The organism is Mesorhizobium sp. M0478 (assembly GCF_040321305.1).
Classification (GTDB): Bacteria; Pseudomonadota; Alphaproteobacteria; order Rhizobiales; family Rhizobiaceae; genus Mesorhizobium.
Window position 1 is genome coordinate 225,300 of record NZ_JAMYRH010000004.1, and the last position, 23,610, is coordinate 248,909.

Annotated in this window: 25 protein-coding genes; 20 read left to right on the forward strand and 5 right to left on the reverse strand. The window is 63.6% G+C overall.

The genetic code is table 11. The features are described 5' to 3' along the window. Positions 1-227 precede the first annotated feature (227 nt). The 4 genes from NKI64_RS12215 to mocR all read left to right on the forward strand — a co-directional run bounded on the left by NKI64_RS12215 (position 228) and on the right by mocR (position 3,532). Complete coding sequence (locus tag NKI64_RS12215) at positions 228-515, forward strand: DUF3175 domain-containing protein (protein WP_352668148.1); 288 nt, start codon at positions 228-230, stop codon at positions 513-515. A 214-nt stretch (positions 516-729) separates the two neighbouring features. Next, positions 730-1,641 carry a myo-inosose-2 dehydratase gene (gene iolE, locus NKI64_RS12220; RefSeq protein WP_352668149.1) on the forward strand — a complete coding sequence of 304 codons (912 nt, stop codon included), beginning with the start codon at positions 730-732 and terminating at the stop codon, positions 1,639-1,641. A gap of 213 nt (positions 1,642-1,854) precedes the next feature. Continuing rightward, a complete protein-coding gene (locus NKI64_RS12225) occupies positions 1,855-2,061 on the forward strand; it encodes a LacI family DNA-binding transcriptional regulator (protein ID WP_352668151.1) in 207 nt (68 codons plus the stop codon). A gap of 1 nt (position 2,062) precedes the next feature. After that, positions 2,063-3,532, forward strand: a complete 1,470-nt coding sequence (gene mocR / locus NKI64_RS12230; protein WP_352538908.1) for a rhizopine catabolism transcriptional regulator MocR — start codon at positions 2,063-2,065, stop codon at positions 3,530-3,532. A 19-nt stretch (positions 3,533-3,551) separates the two neighbouring features. On the opposite strand, the gene NKI64_RS12235 is transcribed toward mocR, so the two are convergent. Then, positions 3,552-4,796, reverse strand: coding sequence for a DegT/DnrJ/EryC1/StrS family aminotransferase (locus tag NKI64_RS12235; protein WP_352668154.1), 1,245 nt, complete (start codon positions 4,794-4,796; stop codon positions 3,552-3,554). On the opposite strand from NKI64_RS12235, the gene NKI64_RS12240 reads away from it, so the two are divergent. From NKI64_RS12240 to NKI64_RS12265, 6 genes are all read left to right on the forward strand, one after another. Next, the gene (locus tag NKI64_RS12240) at positions 4,795-5,166 is read left to right on the forward strand and encodes a hypothetical protein (RefSeq protein WP_352668156.1); all 372 of its coding nucleotides are present in this window, start codon (positions 4,795-4,797) and stop codon (positions 5,164-5,166) included. The two genes, NKI64_RS12235 and NKI64_RS12240, sit on opposite strands and share 2 nt — an antisense overlap. After that, the gene (locus tag NKI64_RS12245) at positions 5,141-6,052 is read left to right on the forward strand and encodes a polysaccharide deacetylase family protein (protein WP_023826548.1); all 912 of its coding nucleotides are present in this window, start codon (positions 5,141-5,143) and stop codon (positions 6,050-6,052) included. The genes NKI64_RS12240 and NKI64_RS12245 overlap by 26 nt, the downstream gene beginning before the upstream one ends. A 62-nt stretch (positions 6,053-6,114) precedes the next feature. Then, entirely contained in the window at positions 6,115-7,083 is a 969-nt protein-coding gene (locus NKI64_RS12250) for a rhizopine catabolism ABC transporter substrate-binding protein (protein ID WP_023687959.1), read from the forward strand. A gap of 157 nt (positions 7,084-7,240) precedes the next feature. Continuing rightward, positions 7,241-8,356, forward strand: a complete 1,116-nt coding sequence (locus tag NKI64_RS12255) for an ABC transporter permease (RefSeq protein ID WP_023687958.1) — start codon at positions 7,241-7,243, stop codon at positions 8,354-8,356. Next, the gene (locus NKI64_RS12260; RefSeq protein WP_050593919.1) at positions 8,353-9,189 is read left to right on the forward strand and encodes an ATP-binding cassette domain-containing protein; all 837 of its coding nucleotides are present in this window, start codon (positions 8,353-8,355) and stop codon (positions 9,187-9,189) included. Before NKI64_RS12255 ends, NKI64_RS12260 begins: the two co-directional genes overlap by 4 nt. 33 nt (positions 9,190-9,222) lie before the next feature. Next, positions 9,223-10,329: a Gfo/Idh/MocA family protein gene (locus NKI64_RS12265; protein ID WP_352668157.1), complete on the forward strand. Its 1,107-nt coding sequence runs from the start codon at positions 9,223-9,225 to the stop codon at positions 10,327-10,329. 148 nt (positions 10,330-10,477) lie between these two features. Here NKI64_RS12265 and NKI64_RS12270 read toward each other — a convergent pair whose 3' ends face one another. Both NKI64_RS12270 and NKI64_RS12275 read right to left on the reverse strand, forming a co-directional pair. Further along, a complete protein-coding gene (locus tag NKI64_RS12270; protein ID WP_023687956.1) occupies positions 10,478-11,254 on the reverse strand; it encodes a FadR/GntR family transcriptional regulator in 777 nt (258 codons plus the stop codon). 107 nt (positions 11,255-11,361) lie between these two features. Continuing rightward, positions 11,362-12,252 (reverse strand): NAD-dependent epimerase/dehydratase family protein, encoded by an 891-nt coding sequence (locus NKI64_RS12275; protein ID WP_352497888.1) that lies wholly within the window; start codon positions 12,250-12,252, stop codon positions 11,362-11,364. A gap of 117 nt (positions 12,253-12,369) precedes the next feature. Between NKI64_RS12275 and NKI64_RS12280 the strand changes: the two genes are divergently transcribed. Continuing rightward, complete coding sequence (locus NKI64_RS12280; RefSeq protein WP_352668159.1) at positions 12,370-13,308, forward strand: NAD(P)-dependent oxidoreductase; 939 nt, start codon at positions 12,370-12,372, stop codon at positions 13,306-13,308. 18 nt (positions 13,309-13,326) lie between these two features. On the opposite strand, the gene NKI64_RS12285 is transcribed toward NKI64_RS12280, so the two are convergent. Together NKI64_RS12285 and NKI64_RS12290 are read right to left on the reverse strand one after the other, a co-directional pair. Further along, positions 13,327-14,109, reverse strand: a complete 783-nt coding sequence (locus tag NKI64_RS12285; protein WP_023673051.1) for a FadR/GntR family transcriptional regulator — start codon at positions 14,107-14,109, stop codon at positions 13,327-13,329. Between the two features lie 179 nt (positions 14,110-14,288). Then, a complete protein-coding gene (locus NKI64_RS12290) occupies positions 14,289-15,278 on the reverse strand; it encodes a sugar-binding protein (RefSeq protein ID WP_023673050.1) in 990 nt (329 codons plus the stop codon). Between the two features lie 465 nt (positions 15,279-15,743). On the opposite strand from NKI64_RS12290, the gene NKI64_RS12295 reads away from it, so the two are divergent. The 9 genes from NKI64_RS12295 to NKI64_RS12335 all read left to right on the forward strand — a co-directional run bounded on the left by NKI64_RS12295 (position 15,744) and on the right by NKI64_RS12335 (position 23,606). After that, complete coding sequence (locus NKI64_RS12295; protein ID WP_023673049.1) at positions 15,744-16,484, forward strand: ATP-binding cassette domain-containing protein; 741 nt, start codon at positions 15,744-15,746, stop codon at positions 16,482-16,484. 41 nt (positions 16,485-16,525) lie between these two features. Further along, on the forward strand, positions 16,526-17,524 hold the full coding sequence (locus NKI64_RS12300) for an ABC transporter permease (protein WP_023673048.1): 999 nt from the start codon (positions 16,526-16,528) through the stop codon (positions 17,522-17,524). 39 nt (positions 17,525-17,563) lie between these two features. Beyond that, on the forward strand, positions 17,564-18,334 hold the full coding sequence (locus tag NKI64_RS12305) for an SDR family oxidoreductase (RefSeq protein ID WP_352668161.1): 771 nt from the start codon (positions 17,564-17,566) through the stop codon (positions 18,332-18,334). 150 nt (positions 18,335-18,484) lie between these two features. Continuing rightward, a complete protein-coding gene (locus NKI64_RS12310) occupies positions 18,485-19,312 on the forward strand; it encodes an AraC family transcriptional regulator (RefSeq protein ID WP_023696208.1) in 828 nt (275 codons plus the stop codon). Positions 19,313-19,423: 111 nt separating this feature from the next. Then, complete coding sequence (locus tag NKI64_RS12315; RefSeq protein WP_352668163.1) at positions 19,424-19,867, forward strand: SRPBCC family protein; 444 nt, start codon at positions 19,424-19,426, stop codon at positions 19,865-19,867. Positions 19,868-19,883: 16 nt separating this feature from the next. After that, positions 19,884-20,678 carry an FAD binding domain-containing protein gene (locus NKI64_RS12320; RefSeq protein WP_352668165.1) on the forward strand — a complete coding sequence of 265 codons (795 nt, stop codon included), beginning with the start codon at positions 19,884-19,886 and terminating at the stop codon, positions 20,676-20,678. Between the two features lie 60 nt (positions 20,679-20,738). Next, a complete protein-coding gene (locus NKI64_RS12325; protein ID WP_023746979.1) occupies positions 20,739-21,221 on the forward strand; it encodes a (2Fe-2S)-binding protein in 483 nt (160 codons plus the stop codon). Positions 21,222-21,232: 11 nt separating this feature from the next. Further along, entirely contained in the window at positions 21,233-22,600 is a 1,368-nt protein-coding gene (locus NKI64_RS12330) for a xanthine dehydrogenase family protein molybdopterin-binding subunit (protein ID WP_023736010.1), read from the forward strand. A gap of 1 nt (position 22,601) precedes the next feature. After that, entirely contained in the window at positions 22,602-23,606 is a 1,005-nt protein-coding gene (locus tag NKI64_RS12335) for a xanthine dehydrogenase family protein molybdopterin-binding subunit (RefSeq protein WP_023733134.1), read from the forward strand. Positions 23,607-23,610: the final 4 nt, after the last annotated feature.

The window sequence follows — 23,610 nt, forward strand, 5'->3', positions numbered from 1 at the left end:
GCGTAGCTGCTGTCGATGCCGGGGCTATCCGCCTGATTGGCGACGATCGGGGTCAAGGCGTTTCCTGTCTACGGTCCTGGGAAGTCGACCGTTGTGTCGCCACTATCGGCGCATTCACCGCGACGGGCAGCGCCACAGGGCCATGATCCGTGGCTCCAGCGGCCCGGCGACTTTCTCGGGAACCGGCGGCGGCCTGCCCGAGTTTTTGCGACAGGAAGGAGTTTGTCATGACCGCGAAAAAGAAATGGTCGGCCGAGGTGACCGAGCATAGCGATGCGATGGACCTTGAGGGCCACATCTTCGAAGCCGACGACGCCAGGAAGATCGCGGCCTCGCTCAAGCGCTCGGCCGAGCACAGCGACCGCCGCAAGGCCGAGCCGTTCCAGTCGGCCATGTCGATGCTGAATTTCTACATCAACCGCGCCGGCAAGAACCTGCCACAGGCGCGCCGGAAAGTGCTCGAGGACGCCAAGGACGAACTGCGCGCGGCCTTCGGAAGGCCGCAGCAGGATTAATGCATGTCGCTCAAAAGTGGCGCCGGTTTTGAGACAACGACATGCATAAACAAAGACCTAAGCGCGTCGACTTAGTCCGTTCAAACGGGACGCGCTTTAGCGCTCCCGATTGGCTCTGCCAAATTCACCTCAACTGGACCTAGTGACAGGTCCTCTTTCCCCTCAGTTTGCCGGCCTCGGCTTTGTGTTTCCCCGAGCCCTTTGAAGTAGCGGCATGACGGTCAAGATCGGCATCAATCCCATCACCTGGAGCAATGACGATGTTCCCGCACTCGGCGGCGATACGCCGCTCGCGACATGCCTGTCGGAAACCAGGCAGGCCGGCTATCGCGGCACCGAACTCGGCGGCAAATTCCCCAGGCGAAGCGACGAGCTTGGACCGATCCTGTCTTCTTACGGACTGGAGCTCGTCTCCGGCTGGTATGACGGCCGCATTCTGGACCGCACGGTCGACGAGGAATTCGCCGCCATCACCTCGCATCTGACCCTGCTGCGCGACCTCGGCGCCAAGGTCGTCGTCTATGCCGACACCTCGCGCGGCCGTCATGACGGCATTTTCGCGCCGATCTCACAGCGTCCGCGCCTCGCTGACGGCGAATGGACCGCCTATGGCGAGAAGCTGACCGAACTCGCCGACCGCATGGCTGCCTTCGGCGTCGGCATGGCTTTCCATCACCATATGGGCACGATCGTCGAGAGCGATGACGAGGTCGACAGGCTGATGGTCGCAACCGGCAAGAGCGTCGGCCTGCTGTTCGATACCGGCCATTGCCTGTTTTCAGGCGGCGACCCGGCCTCCCTCCTGAACCGGCATCTCGACCGCATCGTGCATTTCCATTGCAAGGACGTCCGCGCGGCCGTGCTGGAAAAGGCACGGCGGCAGGACATGAGTTTCATGGCAGCGGTGATGGAAGGGATTTTCACTGTGCCCGGCGACGGTTCCGTCGATTTCCTGTCGCTACTGAAGCCGCTGGCCAAGCGCGGCTTCGAAGGCTGGATCGTCGTCGAGGCCGAACAGGACCCGGCCAAGGCACATCCCTTGACCTATGCCACGAAGGGCTACGCCTCGCTTCTCACCACGGCCCGCAAGGCCGGGTTCGAGGTGGCTACACGAGACATGGCCTGACCACCGCCGGGGGGCTGGTGGTTGGGCCGGTTGGGCGCGCGCCTCGGTAGGGGTAGCGACGCGAAAGCGCCCGGCGATCCGCGCCGCCGCCCTCCCTTGGCGGCGCGGATCGCACAGTTCTTGGCATCGAAATTTTGCCCCCGAGTTGCCGGCCCGGCGTTTCCAGCTTGAGGCTGGCGACGAGGCATGCCTTGATGCAGATGGAGGAGCGACATGGCATTCGAGGCGGCACTCGGCATGGAACGGCTTTGCACCATCCGTGAGATCGCCGAGAAGGCGGAACTCAGCGCGGCAACCGTTCACCGCGCGCTGAAGAACAGCCGCGAGGTTCATCCCGAAACCAGACGGCTGGTGCTGGAGACTGTCTGCCTGCTTAACGAAGAGAAGATCGCCCGCGCCGCCAGGTTCGTCGGAGACTAGCTTGGCCGACCATATGCGCCTTTCCCTCGACATCATGTCGGTCGACCGCGGCTCGGACGAACCGATGCACCGGCAGATCTACGGCGCCCTGCGGCGCTTCATCCTCGACGGCCAGATCCAGCAGAACACGCTGCTTCCTTCGACACGCTCGCTGGCCGAGGATCTCAAGGTCGGCCGCAACACGGTGATCGCCGCCTACGACCAGCTGCTCGCCGAAGGGTTTATAGAGGCGCGCGCCGGGTCCGGCACCTGGGTGGCGCCGATCCAGCAGAAACGCCCGCCGGCCGCGCTGCGCGCCGGCCTCGCCGCCCCGCAAAAACTCTCGCGGCGCGGTCAGACCATCGTCAACGGCCCGCAGCCGCCACGCAATGCCGGCGTCATCAACTTCCATCCGGGCGTGCCGGAATCGGCATCCTTTCCCTTCACCATCTGGTCGAGCCTTCTGGTGCGCAATGCGCGCAGCCGGGATGAGAATTTGCTCGGCTATATCTCCTTTGCCGGCCATCCCGGCCTGCGCCAGGCCATCGCCTCGACCATAAGCCTGTCGCGCGGCATCAATTGCACCGCCGACCAGGTCATCATCGTCACCGGCGCGCAGGCAGCACTCGACCTCGCTTCGCGCGTGCTGATGGACGAAGGCGACCATGTCTGGATGGAGGAGCCCGGCTATCTCGGCGCCAAGAGCGCCTTTCTCGCCAGCGGCGCGCAGCTTGCGCCCTTGAAGGTCGATCGCCTTGGATGGCATCTCGCAGACCCAGAGCTGCCGCCGCCGCGCCTGATCTATGTGACGCCATCCTGCCAGTGGCCGTTCGGCACCATCATGCGCATCGAGGAACGACTGCAGCTGCTTGACATCGCGGAACGCCACGGCGCCTGGATCGTCGAGGACGATTATGACGGCGAATATCGTTATCGCGGCCGGCCGGTGCCGGCGCTGCGCGGCCTCGATCATGCCGACCGCGTCGTCTATATTGGTTCCTTCGGCAAGACGCTGATCCCGGCGCTGCGCATCGGCTATCTCATCGTACCCCGCGAACTGTCCGTGCCCTTCGACCGTGCCGTCTCGATCACCGGCCAGTTCGCGCCGCTGATCCTGCAGGCGACGGTCAACGACTTCATCACGCAAGGCTATTTCGCCACGCATCTGAAACGCATGCGCCGCCTTTATGCGCGCCGGCAAGCCAATTTCGTCAAGCTGTGCCAGGAGCATCTGGCCGAATGGCTGACAGTGACCGAGAACGATTCCGGCATGCAACTGCTGGCCAGTTTTGTCCGACCCTACAAGGACAGTGACGTCGTCGCCGCTGCCGTCAAGGAGGGCCTCGACGTGCAGGGCATCTCGATCAACTACCATTCGAGCGAGCCGGAACACGGCCTGCTGCTCGGCTACGCCGCGATGGACGAACGCCAGATCCTGCGCGCAGTGCTGGCGCTGCGCGCCGCCTTCATGCGGCTGGACCGGCAGCAATAAGCCGGTTCAACGCGGCTCTTCAATTCACGCTGTCAAACTTCTGCAGATCGACGGGCGCTGCCTTGCGCACCTCGACATCGTCGAGCGAGGCATTCTCCAGCGCCACACGGGCCGCCGCATCGATGTTATGGATCATGTCGTCGATGTCGGCGTCGCCATGCGCCGGATTCATCGCGATCATCACCGTGCGGTTAAGGATGTCGAGAGAACCCTTGCCGAGGTCGTCGGCATAGGTCAGCCGCAGGCCCTTGTTTTCCGGCAGCGTGTACGGATTGAGCGCCGGATGATGCGCGCCCTCATGCATCAGCACCTGGTCCCACTGGGTGAAATTGTGGCGGCCGGTCTTGCCGGCAATGACGCTCGGAATGGTCTTCGAAAAAGTCTGCGCCGCCTGTTCGCTGGGCAGCAGATACATTACCTGTGCCGCGCAATCGTCGTCGGGGCTGTTCATCGGCGACGGCGTCAGGCCGAGATTGCCGAGATGGCGCGTGCCGGCCAGCACCTTCTTCTTCTCCGCCCGCATCGCCTCGATGATGCCGTCCAGACGGTCGAGCTGGACATTGAGCATCGCGCCCATCAATTCCGAGGCGCGCGCGCCGATGCCGGCGAACGGCTTGATGCTGTCGCTGCGGCCCTGCCAGTAGAAATGGCAGGGGTCGATGGCGCAGCGCGCGCGCTCGGCCACTTTCGGATCGCTGGTGGCGATGCCGCCGCCCTCGCCCGACGTCATGTTCTTGAAGTAGTTGAAGGAGTAGGCGCCGGCATGGCCGATGGAGCCGAGCTTCTTGCCCTCATAGCCGCCGCCAATGCCCTGGCAGACATCTTCCAGCACGAGCAGACCGCGTTTTTTAGCGATGTCCATGATCGCGTTCATGTTGCAGGCCGCACCCCACATATGTACCGGGATGACCGCCTTGGTGCGCGGGCCGATCGCGTCGCGCAGAGCGGCCGGGTCGATGGTCAGGCTCTCGTCGATGTCGACAATGACCGGAATGGCGCCGACCGACAGCACTGCCGTTGCGGTCGCCATATAGGTGTGCGCCGGCACCAGCACCTCATCGCCCGGGCCGATGCCGAGGCCGATCAGGCCGGCGGCGAGCCCATAGGTGCCGCTGGCGGCAAGCGCGAAATGCTCGACGCCGAGATGCCTTGCATAGCGCGCCTCGAAGCGGTTGCACTCGCTGTTCTCGCCATAGCGAAACAGCGCACCCGAGCGGATCACCCTGGCAATGGCTTCGATCTCTTCTTCGCCGGCAGTGTACATGGCAAGTCTCCACATCGCTGATGGTATGAAAGCAGTACGCCTGGGGCCGCTGTTTGAAAGAACCACTCCGCTGCGATCGGACCAAGCCATCCTGCTCACGTCGGAGCGGCGTTTAGCGCCGACTGTAGGCATAGCGAATGAAATCGGCATTCCAGAACGCAGGCTCACGGAAAAATCGTACCCATCCGAATTCGCTGAAGTGGCCCTGTCGGAAGGCCGGCTTTGGGCGTTCCATCGCGTCCAGTTGGGCAAACGGTCGGTTCCATGCAGCACGGGACACACTTTGGAAGACCCTCGAAACCGGCGTGCCGGCAAGATGGTGGCCGGCAAGACGGTGGCCGTCCATGACGCGACAGCTCGTCCTGCATGAAGACGATGTCGGCATGTGCCATGGCGCCAACAGCGCCTTCCTCGAACTGACCGCATTGGGCGCCTGCAGCTCCGGCGCCGTGATGGTGCCGTGCCCATGGTTCCCTGAGATGGCCGAAGCGGCAGCCGCCAATCCCCGGCTCGATCTCGGCGTCCACCTGACGCTGAACAGCGAAAAGCAGCACTACAAATGGCGGCCGCTGACGTCGCCGTCGCGCGCGGCCGGCCTGACGGACGAGTTCGGCTATTTCTGGCCCGATGTCGCGACCACCCGCCGCAAGGCAGCACCGCAAGCGGTGGAAACCGAGCTTCGCGCCCAGATCGACACCGCCTACCGCGCCGGCATCGACGTCACTCATCTTGACGCCCATATGGGGGCAGCGCTGTCGCCGGAGTTTTGCGACGTCTACATCAAGCTCGGCCTGGAATATCGGCTGCCGGTGCTGTTGACCAAAACGCTGTCGGCCTATTCGCCCAATGACAATCTCGTCGGCGTCACCGAAGCGGCGTTCCAGCGCGGCGTCACTGAAGCCCGGGCCAAGGGCTTTGTCATCTTCGACGCCGCCATACAGACGACCTGGGGCCGTCCACGCTCAAAACCGATAGAGCCAGCCTACAAGGCATTGGTCGAAGGGGTCCGCGAAGGCCTGACCTTCTTTTGCCTGCATTTCAATGCGCCGGGCGAGTTGGAACTCATCGAGCCGCGCTCCGCCTATATCCGCACCGAGGAATACGAACTCTTCCGCGACCAGGCTTTCCGCGACTGGCTCGGCGCGCAGGACATCGACATCATCGGCATGAAGCCGCTGCGCGAGGAGCTTCGTGCACGGCTCGGGGCATCGACACCGGCAAAGGCTCGCAAAGCGGCCACCCGGTCAGCGCCGTAAGCCGATCCGTCGGCCGAGGCGCAAAGAGGGAATTGGAACTGCAACGACAATGGGAGAATGACATGAAGACTGTTCTGAAACTGGCGCTCGGCGCGCTTGTCTCGATGAGTATGCTGGCGGGCGTCGTGCAAGCGGCCGGCCTGAAGGATCCCAAGGATGTCCGCATCACCTTCGTGGTGCATGGCTCGGCCTCCGATCCCTACTGGTCGGTGGTCAAGCGCGGCGTCGACGATGCGGCGGCGCTCACCGGCGCCAAGGTCGAATATTATGCGCCGCAAGTGTTCGACGTGGTCGAACAGGCCCGCCTGCTCGACGCGGCCATCGCCACCAATCCCGACGGCATCGCCGTCTCCATTGCCGACGCCAATGCGCTTGGTAAATCGGTCAAGGCCGGCCTTGCCGCCAACATTCCGATGGTCGTCCTGGATTCCGGCGAGAAGGAAGGCGCCGAACTCGGCACCTCTCTCTACGTCGGCACAGTCTCCGAATATGATTCCGGCAAGAAGGCGGGCGAGCGGCTGGCCAAGGAAGGCACGCTCAAGGTCGTCTGCATCAACCACGAGGTCGGCAATGTCAGCCTCGACCAGCGCTGCCAGGGGTTGAATGACGGGCTGAAGCCGTCAGGCGGCGGCACCGAGGTGCTTACCGTGTCGCCCGATCCGGCCGACATCCAGCGCCGCACCGAGGCCTATCTGTCGGCGCATCCCGACACCCAGGCGGTGTTTGCGCTCGGCGCCACCGCCGCCAATCCGCTGATCCCGTTCTTCCGGCAGAAGGAACTGTTCGGCAAGATCAAGCTCTACACCTTCGACATCAGCCCCGAAGTCCTGGATTCCGTCGTCGCCGGCGAAATGGGCTTCGGCATGGACGCCCAGCAATATCTGATGGGATACCTGCCGGTGATCTATCTGGTCGAGCATGCCACACATGGCTTCTGGCCGCAGAACAACGCCTACACCGGGCCGCTGTTCATCGACTCGCCCGACAAGGCCAAGGCGATCCTGGCGCTCGCCAAGGACGGCATCCGCTAAGGCAAGACCAAAACGGATCGGGGAGCCGCCATGCGCTCCCCGTCTCTGGTCGAGATTGCGAAGTGAGCGATTGGGGAGCCTAATGGCTGTTGTGGAAGACAAGGCGATACCTCCAGAAGCGCCGGCCCCCGGGGTACTGGGCAAGGACCGTTTCGGCATGACGTCGAAACGGGCTGCCGGCACTGACGAGCGGCTGGCCAGCACCGGCCGGCTGACGCAATGGCTGCGCCGGCCCGAAGCCGGTGCCGCCGGCGGCCTCATCGCCACCGTCATCATCTTCGCCCTGCTGCCGGGTGCGTCGAACCTCTATTCGCTACAGGGGTCGATGACCTTCCTGACGCTGGCAGCCGAACTCGGCATCATCGCCACGGCCGCAGCCCTTCTCATCATCGCCGGCGAGTTCGATCTCTCCGTCGGCTCGATGGTCGGCTTCGCCGGCGTCGTCATCGGCCTGACCGTCAAATACTGGGGCTTGCCGCTGTGGGGCGGCATCGCCTGCGCCTTCGCTGTCGCCATCCTCACCGGCTACGTCAACGGCCTGATCGTGGTGAAGACCCGCCTGCCCTCCTTCATCGTGACGCTGGCGTCGCTCTACATCCTGCGCGGCCTGTCGATCGGCATCACCCGCGCCGTCACCGGCCGCACGCAGATCCCCTACATCCTCGACGGCGCGCCGGACCCGGCAACCGCGGGCCTGTTCAACGGCCATCTCCTGACCGGCTTCTTCCAATGGATGGGCACGCAAGGTTGGATCGCCACCCGCACCGACGGCATTCCCTTCGTCGTCGGCATTCCGATGTCGATCGTCTGGTGGCTCGGACTGACAGCGCTTGCCGGCTATGTCTTGACCCAGACCAAATACGGCAACTGGATCTTCGCCACCGGCGGCGACCTCAATGCCGCCCGCAATGTCGGCGTGCCGGTCGACCGGGTTAAGATCGCGCTGTTCATCTACACCGCCTGTGCCGCGACCTTGCTTGCCACCATCCAGGTGATGGAGGCCGGCTCCGCCGACACCACGCGCGGCCTGCTCAAGGAATTCGAGGCGATCATCGCCGCGGTCATCGGCGGCGTGCTGCTGACCGGCGGCTACGGCACCGTCTATGGCGTGCTGTTCGGCGCGCTGATCTTCGGCCTTGTGCAGATGGGCATCTTCTACACCGGCATCGACACCGACTGGTTCAAGGTCTTCCTCGGCATCGTCATTTTGATGGCCGTGCTGGTCAACAACTACATCCGCCTCAAGGCGCTCGGACGCGGAGGCGGCAAATGACCTACCCAAACCCATCCCCGGCCATTCAGCCAGCCATGGAATTACGTGGTGTGTCGGTCAATTTCGGCTCGGTGCGCGCGCTGCAGGATATCGACATCAAGGTCTATCCCGGCGAGGTGCACTGCCTGCTCGGCGACAATGGCGCCGGCAAGTCGACACTGATCAAGGTTCTGTCGGGCGTGCACCGGCCGACCAAGGGCGAGATTTTCGTCGACGGCAAGCCCGTCAGCTTCCGCAGCCCGCGCGACGCGCAGGACCTCGGCGTCGCGACGGTCTTCCAGGACCTCGGCATGATCTCGCTGATGTCGATCACGCGCAACTTCTTCCTCGGCCGCGAGCCGACCAGAAGCCGCCTGCCCTTCTCGCGCTTCGACAAGGAGCGCGCCAACACAATTGCCCGTCAGGCGATGGCCGATATCGGCATCGACGTGCGCGACCCGACACAGGCAGTCGGCACGCTGTCGGGCGGCGAGCGCCAATCGGTGGCCATCGCGCGCGCAGTCCACTTCGGCGCCAAGGTGCTGATCCTCGACGAGCCGACCTCGGCGCTCGGCGTGCATCAGGCGGCCATGGTGCTGAAATTCATCATCGAGGCGCGCATGCGCGGGCTGGCGGTGATCTTCATCAGCCACAACATCCACCACGCCTACCCCGTCGGTGACACTTTCACGCTGCTCAACCGCGGCCGCAATCGCGGCACATACGCCAAGTCCGAGATCTCGCGCGACGAGGTGATTTCCATCATGTCGGGCGGCGAGGATCTGAAGGCGGTGGAAGCTGAGATTGCCGGGCTGTTGGCGCAGATCGGCAACCGGCCGGCCGCCGCACCCTGAGCCTGGAACACTTTTGCAGAGAGTAATGACAGCATGAGCAGGATACGCGTCGGCGTCATCGGCGCTGGCATGATTTCGCAGGTCGAGCATATTCCAAACCTGTTGCGGCTCGGCGACCTGTTCGAACTGGTCGGCGTTGCCGACCCGTCAAGGATTTCGCGGGAATATGTCAGCGAAATTCACGGCATCGCCAATTTCGAAACGCCGGAGCAACTGTTCGACCATAAGCTCGACGCCGTCGTGATCGGCTCGCCCGACCCGCTGCATCACGAGCAGGTGCTGGCCGCACTGGGGCGCGGCCTGCATGTCTTCTGCGAAAAGCCGCTCTGCTATTCCCCGGCGGAAATCGCCGAGATCATCGCCGCGCGCGATAAGGCCGGCAAGGTCATGCAGGTCGGCTATATGAAGCGCTTCGATCCGAGCTACCGGCTGGCGCTGGCCTCGCTGCCCGGCACGGCAAAGACGTTGCGGTCCGTCTCGGTCGAGGTTAACGATCCCGATGCCTGGCCGTTCATCGCCCACCAGCGCTACAAGCGCGGCAACGACATTCCCGAGGAGCTGATTGCCGCCGCGCAAGCCAGGCAGAAACAACAGGTCGAGCGCGCCATCGGCCAGCCCATAACCGATCTGGCTTTCCGTGGATTTACCGGCGCTTACAGCTCCGCCGTGATTCACGATGTGAATGCCGTGCACGGACTGCTCGACGCGCTCAGCGTGCCGGATGGCGAGGTCGTCGGCGCGCAGATCTTCGCCAATGGCGAGGGCGGCCAGGGCGCAGTAAAACTGCTCGACGGCCAGGCGCTGTGGACGATGACGCATCTCACCGTGCCGAAGCTCGCCGACTACAAGGAACGCATCACGCTGTTCTTCGACGCTGCCAGCCTCGAGCTCGAATTCCCCTCGCCCTGGCTCAACCATCACCCGACCCGGCTGACTGTGAAGACCTCGGACGGCCACACACTGTCGACGAAGGATCTGCGCGCCGGCTACGGCGAAGCCTTCGTCGAGGAACTGCGCGGCTTCTGGGGTGCGATCGTCAATGGCGACGAGGTGGTCAACCGCCCCGAGCACGCCGCGCGCGACCAGGCGCTGCTGATCGCGCTGACCAGGCAGCATTTGGCCACTTCGCAGGCCGGCTGAGCGCTCGCAGGATGTGTTGAGATTCAGGTCAGGCCGCGCCGAAAACATTGGGTTCGAGAACCGGAGCGGAGCGTACTTAAGTACGTGAGCACCGGAAGCGCAGAAAGCCGGCGTTTGCAGGCCCGCCTCACCTGAATTTCAGCACATCCTACCGGGTGTTGATGACGCCGTCTGTATTGGCGAGCAGCTTGCGCACCGCGTTGCGGGCCGCCTCCGGCCGCTGCAGGCGGATGGCCTTCTCGATCGCCTCGTGCAGTTGCTGTGCATGCTGCAGATCGTCGAGTTCGCGCGTCGTATAGGTGAACAGATGATCGAAGGCGGATTCGATCAGCACGCCGAGCGGCACCAGCAGGTCATTGCCGGAGGCACGCAGGATGGCCAGATGGAAACGTGTGTCGGCGCGCGTGCGCTCCTGCAGGCTCGACGCCTCGCCCATCTCGCGGCAGGCCTGGCTGATCTCGGCCATCTGCTCCTCGGTGCGTCGCATGGCTGCGAAGGCAGTCGCTTCCGGCTCGATGATGTGGCGGAATTCCTGCACCGTCTTCAGGAACACCTCACGGTCGGGCGCGGTCGCGTACCAGGCGAGCACATCGCGATCGAGCAGGTTCCAGCGCTCCCTGGGCTCCACCCAACTGCCGATCTTGGGGCGCGACGCCAAAAGGCTTTTGGCCATCAGCATCTTGATCGCTTCGCGCACCGCAGAGCGACTGACGTTGAAGGTTTCGGACCATTTGGCTTCATTGGGCAGGATGGTGCCTGGCGGATAGTCGCCGCGCACGATCCGAAGCCCGATTTCGCTGGCCAGCGAGGCATGCACGCTGGTGCCGGGCATCCGGGTGGCGTCAGCCCGGCGAAGGGTCGCCGGGCGCTCGCCGGATGCCGCCTTTTCAGGCTTCTTTCCCTTATTCGGCTTTCCGTCCCTCATGCGTCCACAAAGTCCGGATTTCGAAAGCTGTCAAGCAAAGGACGGGACGTTGACGGCAAAGCCTGCGGCTGTGCACAGATCAGGTCGCAACCTTGCCCCCGGCCGTCCTATTTGACGTATTTGCGCCAGCTGTGCTCGGGACGGAAGCCGAGCATGTCCCTGGCCTTGCGGTTCGAGAGCAGCGTTTCATATTCGCCGAGATCCGCCTTGACCGGCACGTCGGGGTAAAACCGCTTCAAAAGTTCGGCCGTCGGCAGGTCGGACGAGGTGTCGTCATTGGCGGCGTTGAACACCTGGAAGCCGAGCCCGTCCGTTTCAACGGCGCGCAGCGTGATCTGGCCGAGATCGCGCGCGTCGACATAGCTCCAGGCGATGCGCTTGCGAAAGCCCGGATCGGCAAACCACTTCGGAAACAGCGAATATTCGTGCGGTTCGATGACGTTGCCGATGCGCAAGGCATAGATATCGGTGCCGTTGCGCTGCGCAAAGGCGCGCGCCGTGTGCTCGTTGACGACCTTGGACAGAGCATAGCTGTCCATCGGATCGACGTCGTATTCTTCATCGAGGGGAAAATATTTGGGGTCGCGCGGTTCGTTGGCGAACACCACGCCATAGGTGGTCTCGCTGGACGCGATCACCACCTTAGGGATGCCGAGTTTCACCGCCGCCTCGATGACGTTGTAGGTGCCCATCGCATTGATGCGGAACACCTCATTGTCGGTCGTGATCATGATGCGCGGTATGGCGGCGAAATGCACCACGGCATCGACCGGCTGCGGGCGCAGCGACGGGTCGAATTCGTGCAGACCCATATAGCTCGACAGCGCGTTGAACACCTGGCCGCTGTCGGTGATGTCGGTGATCAGCGTGCGTACCTTGGGATTGTCGAGCGGCTTGGTGTCGATGTTGAGCACCTGGCAGCCCTGTTCGATCAGATATTGCACGACATGGCGACCGGCCTTGCCGCTGCCGCCGGTGAACATGATCCGCTTCGTCATTTTCGTCTCCAATGCCTAGGATTTCTGTGTATTGTCAGACAATATGGCATTCTGCAACCACCCTCGCCCGCAAGACGGCGGCGCCCAATATCAATCATCGCAACAGGACTTCAAGACATGACCACGACCGCCGCGAGCGAAAAGATCGGCTTTATCGGCCTTGGCCTGATGGGGCACGGCATTGCCAAGAACATCGTCGACAAGGGCTATGGCCTGACCTTCCTCGGCCGCAAGAACCGCAAGCCGGCGGAAGACTTGGCTGGCCGCGGTGCGAAGGAAGTGGCCACCTCGCGTGAGGTGGCAGCGGCATCCGATATCGTCTTCATCTGCGTCACCGGCTCGCGCGAGGTCGAAGCCATCATCCGTGGCCCCGGCGGCCTCAAGGAGGGCCTGAAAAGAGGCTCGGTTGTCGTCGATTGCTCGACCGCCGATCCGGTCTCGACCGTGGCGCTGGCGGCGGAACTGAAGGAGATCGGCGTCGACTTCGTCGATGCACCGCTCAGCCGCACGCCGAAGGAAGCCTGGGAAGGCACGCTCGACGCCATGGTCGGCGCGCCCGACGCGCTGTTTGCCCGTGTGAAGCCGGTCATCGAAACCTGGGCCGGCCGCATCGTCCATATTGGCGATACAGGTGACGGCCACCGCATGAAGCTGCTCAACAACTTCATCTCGCTGGGCTATGCCGCGATCTATTCCGAGGCGCTGGCGCTGGCCGAAAAGGTCGGCATCTCGCCACCGCGTTTCAACAGCGTCATCCGCAACGGCCGCATGGATTGCGGCTTCTACCAGACCTTCATGCGCTGGACGCTGGAGGGCGACCGCGACGCACATAAATTCACCATCGCCAACGCCTTCAAGGACCTGACCTATCTGGAATCGATGGCGGGCGCGGCCGGCATCGCCAACCCGCTCGGCAACGCCACCAAGAACTCCTTCGCCGGTGCCCATGCCACTGGCCCGGCCGAGCAATTCGTGCCGATGCTGGCGACATATATCGGCAAGGTCAACGGCGTCGACCTGATGCCCAGCAAGGATGGCAAGAAGCAGACGATTTGAGGTGGCGAAAAGCCTGTGTCAGCGCCTCGACCGGCCGATAACATCGTCGGTGTTGGCGAGCAGTTTGTGCACCGCATTGCGCGCGGCCGCAGGACGCTGCAGGCGGATGTTCTTCTCGATCGCCTCATGCAGCGCCTGCGCCCGCCGCTGATCGCTGGTCTCGCGTGTGACGAAGACAAAGAGATGATCGAGCGCCGACTCGATCAGAACGCCAAGCGGCACCAGCAGATCGTTGCCCGAGGCGCGCAGTATGGCGAGGTGAAAACGCGTATCGGCGCGGATACGCTCCTGCAGGTTCAGAGCCTCGCCCATCTCACGACAGGCCTGGCTGATCTCGTCCATCTGCTCGTCGTTGCGCCGCGTGGCGGCAAAGGCCGACGCTTCCGGCTCGATGATGTGACGGAACTCCTGCACCGTGCGCAGGAAGGCTTCCCGGTCCGGCCCGGTCGCGTACCAGGCCAGCACATCGCGGTCGAGCAGGTTCCAGCGTTCCCTGGGCTCGACCCAACTGCCGATCTTGGGCCGTGAAGCCAGCAGGCTTTTGGCCATCAGCATCTTGATGGCTTCGCGCACCGCCGAACGACTGACATCGAAGATCTCGGCCCATTTGGCCTCGTTGGGCAGAATGGTGCCGGGCGGATAATCGCCGCGCACGATTCTGAGGCCGATCTCGCCGGCCAGCGAGACATGGACGCTCGCTCCCGGAAAATGCGCGGCACCGGCCCTGCGCATGACAGCCGGACCGCGGCTGGCTTGTGCCTTGGCCCGCTCGGTTCGCTTCTTTGATTTCTCGTCCGGCATTCACGTTCCAATGCGTCGGCCGTCTGCGTCCGGACTGGTCCGAACCTGCACGGCGCGCCGATCTCGTTGCCGAAAATCCAAACTACAGACGCGTCAAAGCCGGAGCCTGCTGCCCCAACCGTTGCGTCCGTCCGGGAAGAGACGGGGCGCCCGTCAAAGGGCGCCCCGAAATCGAGAACCTACTTCTGGATGCAGGTGTCGACCGTGTCCTTTGTGCATTCGTCGAGGCCGGTGAACACCGGATCGGCGACGGCCTTGCCTTCGACCAGATCGATCATCACCGACGGTGCCTTGTAGCCCATTTCGAACGGCCGCTGACCAACCAGAGCGGTTACAAGGCCGTCACGGGCGATCGCCACTTCATCGCCGATCGTATCGGCGGCGCCGATGACGAAGTCGTTGCTGGCGATGCGGTCCTTGAGCGGCCCGAACAGGTCGCGATAGGGCTGCGGTGCGCCAAACAGCGGCCAGCCGCCCATGATGCCGAAGGCGTCGAGCTTGGGATTGGCGGCGAGGATGTCGGTCATCGCCTGCACGCCCTTGGCGCCGTCGTCATTGGTGAACACCGGGCAACCGGCGACTTCGGTCCAGCCGCCTTCGCCGGCAAGTGCCGCCAGGCCTTCCTTGCCCGACAGCGCGTCACGCATGCCCTGCGCGCGGCGCAGGATGTTGTCGGCCGCGGGATTGCCTTCGATGGTACAGATCGTGCCGCCGTTCGGCTTGCCCTTCTTGATGTACTCGCCGATCTTGTGACCCATCAAATAGTTGTCGGTGCCGAGATAGGTCTTGCGCAGCGCGGCATCTTCCTTGCTGAGATCGGCGTCGAGCGTCATGATCGGGATCGTCGGATTGGCGGTCTTGATCGTCTGAGCGATCAGCGGCGCGTTGGATGGCGAAATCGCCATTGCCACCGTGTCGGCCTTGCTCAGCATGTCCTGAACGATCTGCGCTTCGCCGGCCTCGTCGGAGGTCGATGCCGGGCCGGTGTAGAAGCATTCATATTCCGAGCTTGCATTTTCCTTGTTCCATTTCTCGCAGCCCTGGTGGATGGCTTCGAAGAATGGATTGTCGAGACCCTTCACCACGATGACGAGCTGTTTCTTGGCCAAAGCCGGCCCGGCGCCCAGCGCCATGGCGGCGACGGCGGCGAGCAAAAGTGTTTTCCTCATGTCAGTCCTCCCTTGAAACAGACGGACACGGCGTGCCCGCCACACAGATCGACCGGATGCTTAATGACCGAGGTTCGTTTCACGAGCACTCGTGTCGCCAAGACAGATCGATAAGCATTTCCAGATGCGGCATTGGCCCGGCTCACACAAGGGTGGCGCCGCAACCTCGACCGATAAACCTCCGCCGATTCCGCCCGGCTAACCGCCAGCGGCATCGGCATAATCTCCTCCGACGCTTAGCTAATATCGGCTTGCGGCCAACGTCAATGCTATTTGTCCTACAAAACGGATTTTTGGATAACCAAGGCTTCAATTCGTCCGACAATTGATTGACGAGCGCCGGCTTTTGCGTAAAAGAACGCTGACGCTGTTTCCGGGAGGAGATGGGGAGAGCGGGGCCAAAGCAGCGCCGGCATTCACGCCGGGAACAGCAGCGGGTCGCAAAACACGGGGAGGCAAAGACTGGTGGCGGTTCTCGAACTCACCAATATCTCGAGGCATTTCGGCGCCATCCAGGCGGTCAACGACGTATCGCTGTCGATCGAGCCCGGACAGGTGGTCGGCCTGATGGGCGACAACGGCGCCGGCAAGTCGACGCTGGTCAAGATGATCGCCGGCAATTTCCGCCCCAGCCATGGCGTCATGCGCATGGACGGCAAGGAGTTGATCCTGCACAAGCCGGCGGAAGCTCGCCAGCACGGCATCGAGATCGTCCACCAGGACCTGGCGCTGTGCAACAATCTGACCGCTGCCGCCAATGTCTATCTCGGCCGTGAATTGCGCCGCGGCTTCGGCCCTTTACGCATCCTCGACTATGCCGCCATGTACAAGCGCGCCGGCCAGCTCTTCGCCGAGTTGAAGTCCGAGACCCGTCCGCGCGACCTCGTCAAGCAGATGTCGGGCGGCCAGCGCCAGGCAGTAGCGATCGCGCGCACCATGCTGTCGCAGGCGAAGATCGTGTTGATGGACGAACCGACGGCCGCGATCTCGGTGCGCCAGGTCGCCGAAGTGCTGAACCTGATCCGCCATTTGCGCGACCAGGGTATCGCAGTGGTGCTGATCAGCCACCGCATGCCTGACGTGTTCACCGTCGCCGACCGCGTCATCGTCATGCGGCGCGGCCGCAAGGTCGCCGACAAGACGATTGCGTCAAGTTCGCCCGAGGAAGTCACCGGGCTGATCACCGGCGCCATCGAACAGGTTTGATCTCAGCGAATTTCACCACGCACAGCACATGAAGGTCGACGATGGCACTGACAATTGACCAGCCGATCGAACAAAAGCAGCAATCCTTGCCGGCAAGACTGTTTGCCAGCCAGACCTTCTGGGTGGTGATCGCGGTCATCCTGGCCTGCCTGTTCCTGTCTTTTGCCACCGACGCCTTCGCCACGTCGAAGAACCTTTACAACATCACCCGCAACATCACCTTCGTCGCCATCATCGCGCTCGGCATGACCTTCGTCATCATCACAGGTGGCATCGACCTGTCGGTCGGTTCGGTGCTCTGCCTGTCGTCGATGGTGCTGGCCGTCACCATGCATGCCGGCTACTCCATCGAGGTCGGCATCCTCGCCTCGATCGCCACCGCGCTCGCCATAGGCGCCTTCAACGGCATCATGATCGCCTATCTCGGCTTTCCACCCTTCGTGGTGACGCTCGGTATGCTGTCGATTGCCCGCAGCCTCGCCATGGTCGCCTCCAACAACACCGTCGTCTTCCAGTTCGGCCCGGATCACGACAAGCTTCTGGCGCTGGGCGGCGGTGCCTGGGTGTTCGGCATCGCCAATCCGGTGCTCTACATGATCCTTTTGGCGCTGATCACCGGCTTCACGCTGCGCTGGACCAAGTTTGGCCGCCACATCTTCGCCATTGGCGGCAATGAGCACGCGGCGACGCTGACCGGCGTTCCCGTCAAGCAGATCAAGGTCGCCGTCTATATGATCTCGGCGCTGGCGGCGGGCATTGCCGGCATCATCCAGACCGGATGGCTGGGCGCCGTCACCACCAATCTCGGAACCGGCATGGAACTGCAGGTCATCGCCGCCACGGTCATTGGCGGCGCCAATCTCGCCGGCGGCGTCGGCACCGCCTTCGGCGCCATTGTCGGTGCCGCGCTCATCGAAGTGATCCGCAACAGCCTTGGTCTGCTCGGCATCAATGCTTTCTGGCAAGGCGTGTTCATCGGCGGCGCCATCCTGCTCGCGGTGCTGTTCGACCGGATCCGCAACTTCAGGCGCAATGACTGAATGTTTTTGGACTGAACCTTTCGGCTGGAAACCGTTGCCTTGACATCGAAATCCCTGTTCGAGCTCAACGGCCGGCTGGCGCTGATCACCGGCTCCGGCCAGGGCATCGGCCTGGCGCTGGCGCGCGGCCTTGCCGAGCATGGCGCAAGTGTCGTGCTCAACGGCCGCGATGCCGGCAAGGTTGCCGGTGCCGTCGCCGGCTTGCGCGACGCCGGCTTCAAAGCGCACCCCTCGACCTTCGACGTGACGGATTTTCGCGCGGTCGATGCCGATGTCGCCCGCGTCGAGGCCGAGATCGGCGCCATCGACATCCTGATCAACAATGCCGGCGTGCAGTTTCGCGCCCCGCTCGAGGACTTTCCCGAGGAGCAGTGGGAGCGGCTGTTCAAGACCAATGTCTCCGGCGCCTTCCATGCCGGCAAGGCGGTCGCCCGCAACATGATCGCGCGCGGCAAGGGCAAGATCATCAACATCGGCTCGGTGCAGAGCGAACTCGCCCGGCCCAACATCGCGCCCTATACGGCCACCAAGGGCGCAATCCGCAATTTGACACGTGGCATGTGCACCGACTGGGCGAAATACGGCTTGCAGATCAATGCCATCGCCCCCGGCTATTTCCGCACCGAGATGAACCAGGCGCTTGTCGACAACCAGGAATTCTCCGCCTGGCTGGAAAAGCGCACGCCGGCTGGCCGCTGGGGGTATGTCGACGAACTGATCGGCGCCGCCGTGTTCCTCGCCTCCGACGCCTCATCCTTCGTCAACGGCCATACGCTTTATGTCGACGGCGGCATGACGGCTTCGGTTTGACGGGAAACCCTATCGCTCAGTCTGAAAATCCACCACTGCGGCCGGCAGCACACAGCGGCTTTCGCCCTGCGCCTTGACGCGACCCCGAACTCAGCCGCACAATCCCGTTGCAGGCGAAGGGAGGCCAGTCGTCTGCGGGAGGTATAACCCATGACGGACGCGATCAGGCTCTATTGGGGCCGGTTCGGACATGTTTCTGTCCTGAATGTCGCCAGCGACTTCGTCACCCATGCGCATGTCGAGGCCCACATCATCATCTGGCTGGAGGGCACGGCCGGCGAGATGACCGTCGGACGCGAGACGGTGCCGCTGGGTCCCGGCACCGCCGCCGGCATCAATTCCTACCAGCCGCACAGCCACATTCTGTCGCAGAACGGCAGGCCCGGCCTGTTCCTCGCCTTCTACATCGATCCGGATTGGGCGCGCCGGCGCCGCGACCTGCCTTCGTCGGCGCCGTTGTTTGCACAGGCCGCAATCACGCTCGAACCATGGCTGCACCAGGCCGCCGCCAATCTGCTCGACCATTTGAGCGAAAATGAAAGCATCGACGACGTCGCCAATTACGAGATCGAGCGCTTCATCGATAGCGTGCTCGACGCCGCCGACGCCTCGGCGCCGCCGGAGGTACGCATCCGCATCAACACCATGCAGGACTTTCGCGTCCGCAAGGCAATCCAGCTGATGAAGGCCAATGTCTGCGAACGCATCTCGTTCGACGACGTCGCCCGCAGCGTCGGCCTGTCGCGGCCGCATTTCTTCGCTTTGTTCAAGGAACAGACCAATCTGACGCCCAATGTCTACTGGAACACGCTGCGCATGGAGGAAGCCGTGCGGCAGTTGCAGTGGTCGCAGGAACCGCTGATCTCGGTCGCCTGCAATCTCGGCTTCACCACCCAGGGCAATTTCTCGCGCTTCTTCCGCGACCATGTCGGCGTGCCGCCGACGCTTTACCGCGAAGCGGCGCGTGCCATGGCTTGAACGGGCCGTTCGTTTTTCAGACTCCTTGATAGGGCCGCAAGACCCATTGATAAGCGCAGCACCAGCCGCCGCCCTACCCTGCTGCGTATCGATTCGTAGGGGAATGATCATATGGCTGAAGTCACCGTCTCCAGCGTCATCGACGCGCCGGTCGAAAAGGTCTGGGCGCGCATCCGCGACTTCAATGACCTGCCGGGCTGGCATCCGCGCATGGTCAAGAGCCATATCGAAGACGGCAAGAGCGCCGAAACCATCGGCTGCGTGCGTAATTTCGAGCTCGCCAGCGGCGCGCGTATCCGCGAAAAACTGCTCGACTTCTCCGATGCGGATTTCCGCGTCAGCTATTCGATCCTCGAAACGCCGCAACCGCTGACCAATCACAAGGCGACGCTGCAATTGCGCCGCGTGACAGACGGCGACCGCACCTATGCCGAATGGACCGCGAGCTTCGACGCGGCACCCGACGAGGCCGACAAGATCGCCGCCGGCATGGCCGCCAATGTCTTCCAGGGTGGCTTCAATGCGTTGAAGAGCCATTTTTCTGGCCAGAGCTGAGTCAGGGGAGACTGCCATGGCGCTTGCCCTCCAGACCTTTTCGGCCGTCAGGGATGCCAACGCGGCGCTGAAGGCGCCCGGCACCCGCTATCTCGGCGGCGGCACGCTGGTCGTGCGCGCCGCCAATGAAGGCGATGTCTCCGTCACCGGCCTCGTCCGCTCGACCGATCCGACCCTCTCCGGGATCACCATTGCCGGCGGCAAGGTCCGCATCGGCGCTTCGGTGACAATGGCGGCCATCGCCCGCCATCCGGAGCTTGCGGCGCTGTCCAAGGGCGCACGCGCCGTCGGCGGCCCGGCAATCCGCAACATGGCGACTGTCGGCGGCAATCTGATCGCACCCGCGCCCTACGGTGATTTCGCTGTCGCCCTGCTGGCGTTGGATGCGACGGTCGGCACCGATGATGGGGAATTGCCTATCGAGGATTTTCTGGCCAGGCGGGACGGCAGCCGCGCCATCGTCACGTCAGTCGCCTTCGCACTGCCGAAGGCCGAGAATTTCCGCTTCCTGAAAGTGTCGCGGGTCAAGCCGAAGGGCGTCTCGGTACTCAGCATCGCCGCCGTTCTCGAACAGGCCGGCGACGGCACTGTCTCCTCGGCGCGGATCGCGCTCGGCTGCATGGCAGACCGGCCGATGCGCGCCCGCGCTGCGGAAAAGGCACTGATCGGCAGCAGGCTTGACCAGGGCGGCATCGCAGCGTCGCTGGCTGCAGCTGGTGAAGGCACTTCGCCAATCACCGATCCGATCGCCAGCGCCTGGTATCGCGCCGAGGTTCTCCCGGTCCATCTCGGCCGGCTGCTGCTTGCTTAACCACCGCTTGGGGGGCGCGCGTCTGTCCGATCAATCGGGCAGGCGCGCTGGGAGGAAAACATGGCAAAGGTTCCGGTTCAGTTCACGCTCAACGGCTCGGAGAAGGCCGAATTTGTCGACAGCGGCACGACACTGCTGCACGCGCTGCGCGACAAGATCGGCGACACCTCGCCCAAGGGCGGCTGCCACCAGGGCACCTGCGGCGCCTGTTCGGTCATCATCGACGGCGAACTCCGGCTCTCTTGCCTGACCCTGGCCGAGACCTGCAGCGGCGCCGACATCCGCACCACATCGGGCCTCGCTGAGGCCGGCGTGCTGCACCCGCTGCAGCGTGCCTTCCTCGATGCCTTCGCCACGCAATGCGGCTTCTGCACGCCGGGCATGATCATGGCCGCCAAGGTGCTGCTCGACCACACGCCCAATCCGAGCCGCGAGGACGTGATCGAGGCGCTGTCCGGCAACATCTGCCGCTGCACCGGCTACGAGCCGATCATCCAGGCGGTGCTGACGGCGGCCCGAGCCAATTCGCAGAACGCGGCCTAAGGACCAAAAGAATGGAACTGCGCAAAAACTATTTCGCCGATCAGCGCAAGGACGGCCTGCACGAGATCGGCCATGGGCGGCCGCGGCTGGATTCGCCGGGTCATGTGACGGGCAAGACCGCCTATTTCGCCGACCGCAACGTCCCGAATATGCTTCACCTGAAAATGGTGCGCAGTCCGCACCACCATGCCCGCATCCGTTCGATCGACACTTCCGAAGCGGAGAAGCATCCCGGCGTGGTGAAAATCCTCACCGCCAAGGATGTGCCGCACAATGTCTACACCATCCTGATCCTGATCCAGGTCGGGCCGGAGGACGAGACGGTGCTGGCCGACGGCAAGGTGCGCTGGAAGGGCGAGGCCGTGGTGGCGGTGCTGGCCGAGACCGAGCGCGCGGCTCAGGAAGCGGCAGCCAAGGTCAAGGTCGACTACGAGGTGCTGCCGGCCGTCTTCGACATGGAGGAAGCGCTGAAGCCCGGCGCGCCTTTGGTCAACGAATATCACGGCCAGAATTATTACCTCTATGACAGCGGCGAATGCCGCAAGGTGCGCTTCGGCGATGTCGAGGCGGGCTTCGCTGGCGCCGACCACATCCTGGAACAGAGCTACCAGTCCTCGCCGATCGAGCATGCGCCGACCGAGACCACGGGCTGCGTCGTGGTGCCCGAAGGCAATGACCGCTTCACCTGCTACACCAACACCCAGGCGATGTTCTTCACCCTCGACAACGCGTCGATCATCCTGCAGATGCCCGGCTCCAAACTGCATTTCGTCGGCGGCACCGTCGGCGGCGGCTTTGGCGGCAAGGTCGACGTCATCGTCGAGCCGATCGCCATTCTTGGCGCCAAGCTCACAGGACGTCCCGTCTCCTTCATCTACAGCCGCGAGGAGGAGATGCAGATCTCCTCGCCGCGCGCCGCCGAAAAGATAATCATCAAGGACGGCGTGATGAACGACGGCCGCATCGTTGCGCGCAAGGTCACCGGCTACACCGATGCCGGCGCCTATTCGCGTCACTCGCCTTATGGCGCGCAGAAGGGAGCGGCGCACTATCCCGGCCCCTACACCATTCCCAATGTCTGGATCGACACCTACTGCGTCTACACCAACCGCACACCCTCCTCCGCGATGCGCGGCTTCGGCGTCACCATCGGCGACTTCGCGCTTGAGGTGCAGATGGACAAGCTGGCGCGGCTGATCGGCATGGACCCGCTCGAATTCCGCTTCATCAACGCCTATCGCGATGGCGACATGAAGGCGCATCGCCAGCCGACCGAAGGAGCGGCGCTGATCGAGTGCATGCAGGAGGCGTCGCGCGCCGCCAACTGGCCGGTGGCGGAGAAGTATATGGCGATGTCCTCCTACAAGAAGGGAGCTTGAGATGGCGCTAAGGCGCGGACGCGGCGTCGCCGCGATCAACTATCCGACGGGCATGAACCTTGGCGGCGACCCGACGCAGGCGCTGGTGCATTCGACGCCGACCGGCAATTTCATGGTGACGCTTTCCAGCGTCGATCTCGGTCAGGGCTTGAAGCAGATCATGGCGCAGATCTGCGCCGAGACCATCGGCGTGCCGACGGACCGGGTTACCATCGACACCGCCGACACCGACACCGGTCCGCACTGCATGGGCACCTTCGCCTCGCGCGGCACCCACCGCGCCGGCAACGCCGTCATCCAGGCGGCCAAGGAAGCGCGCCAGGTGATGCTGGAAGTGGCGGCGGAAGAGCTGGAGGTCAACGCTTCCGATCTCGAAACTGATGGCCAGGGCAACATTCTGGTCAAGGGCGCGCCGCAAAAGTCGATCTCGATCTTCGATGTCGCGCTGTCGGCTCATTTCAAGCGTGGCCGCTCGATCTCAGGCCGCGGCATGTTCCTGATCCCGCGCTCCTATCCGGAGAAAGAGACCGGCGCGATGAAGCCGTCGACCTGCTACGCCCATGCCTGCACGGTGGCCGAGGTCGAGGTCGATGACGAGACGGGCGAGGTTACGGTGCTGACCGTCAAGAACGTCTTCGAGATCGGCCGCGCGCTGAACCCGAAAATGGTCGAGCAGCAACTGGTCGGCGGTTCCTGGATGGGCATCAGCCACGCGCTCTACGAAACGACCGAGCCCTATTATCCCAACCGCGACCATGGCGGCACCGACTTCAACCAGTATCTGATGCCGGGACCGGGCGATCTCGCCCAAACCGAGATCATCGTGCTGGAGCGGCCTTCGGCCGACGGGCCTTATGGCGCCAAAGGGCCAGGCGAAATGTGCGCGAACCCGCAGATCCCCGCGGTTGCCAATGCCGTCTTCGACGCCGTCGGCGTGCGCATCGACACGCTGCCGATCACGCCGGAACGCATCTTGCGCGCGCTGAAAGCGCAAGCGGCGAACTGAGGAC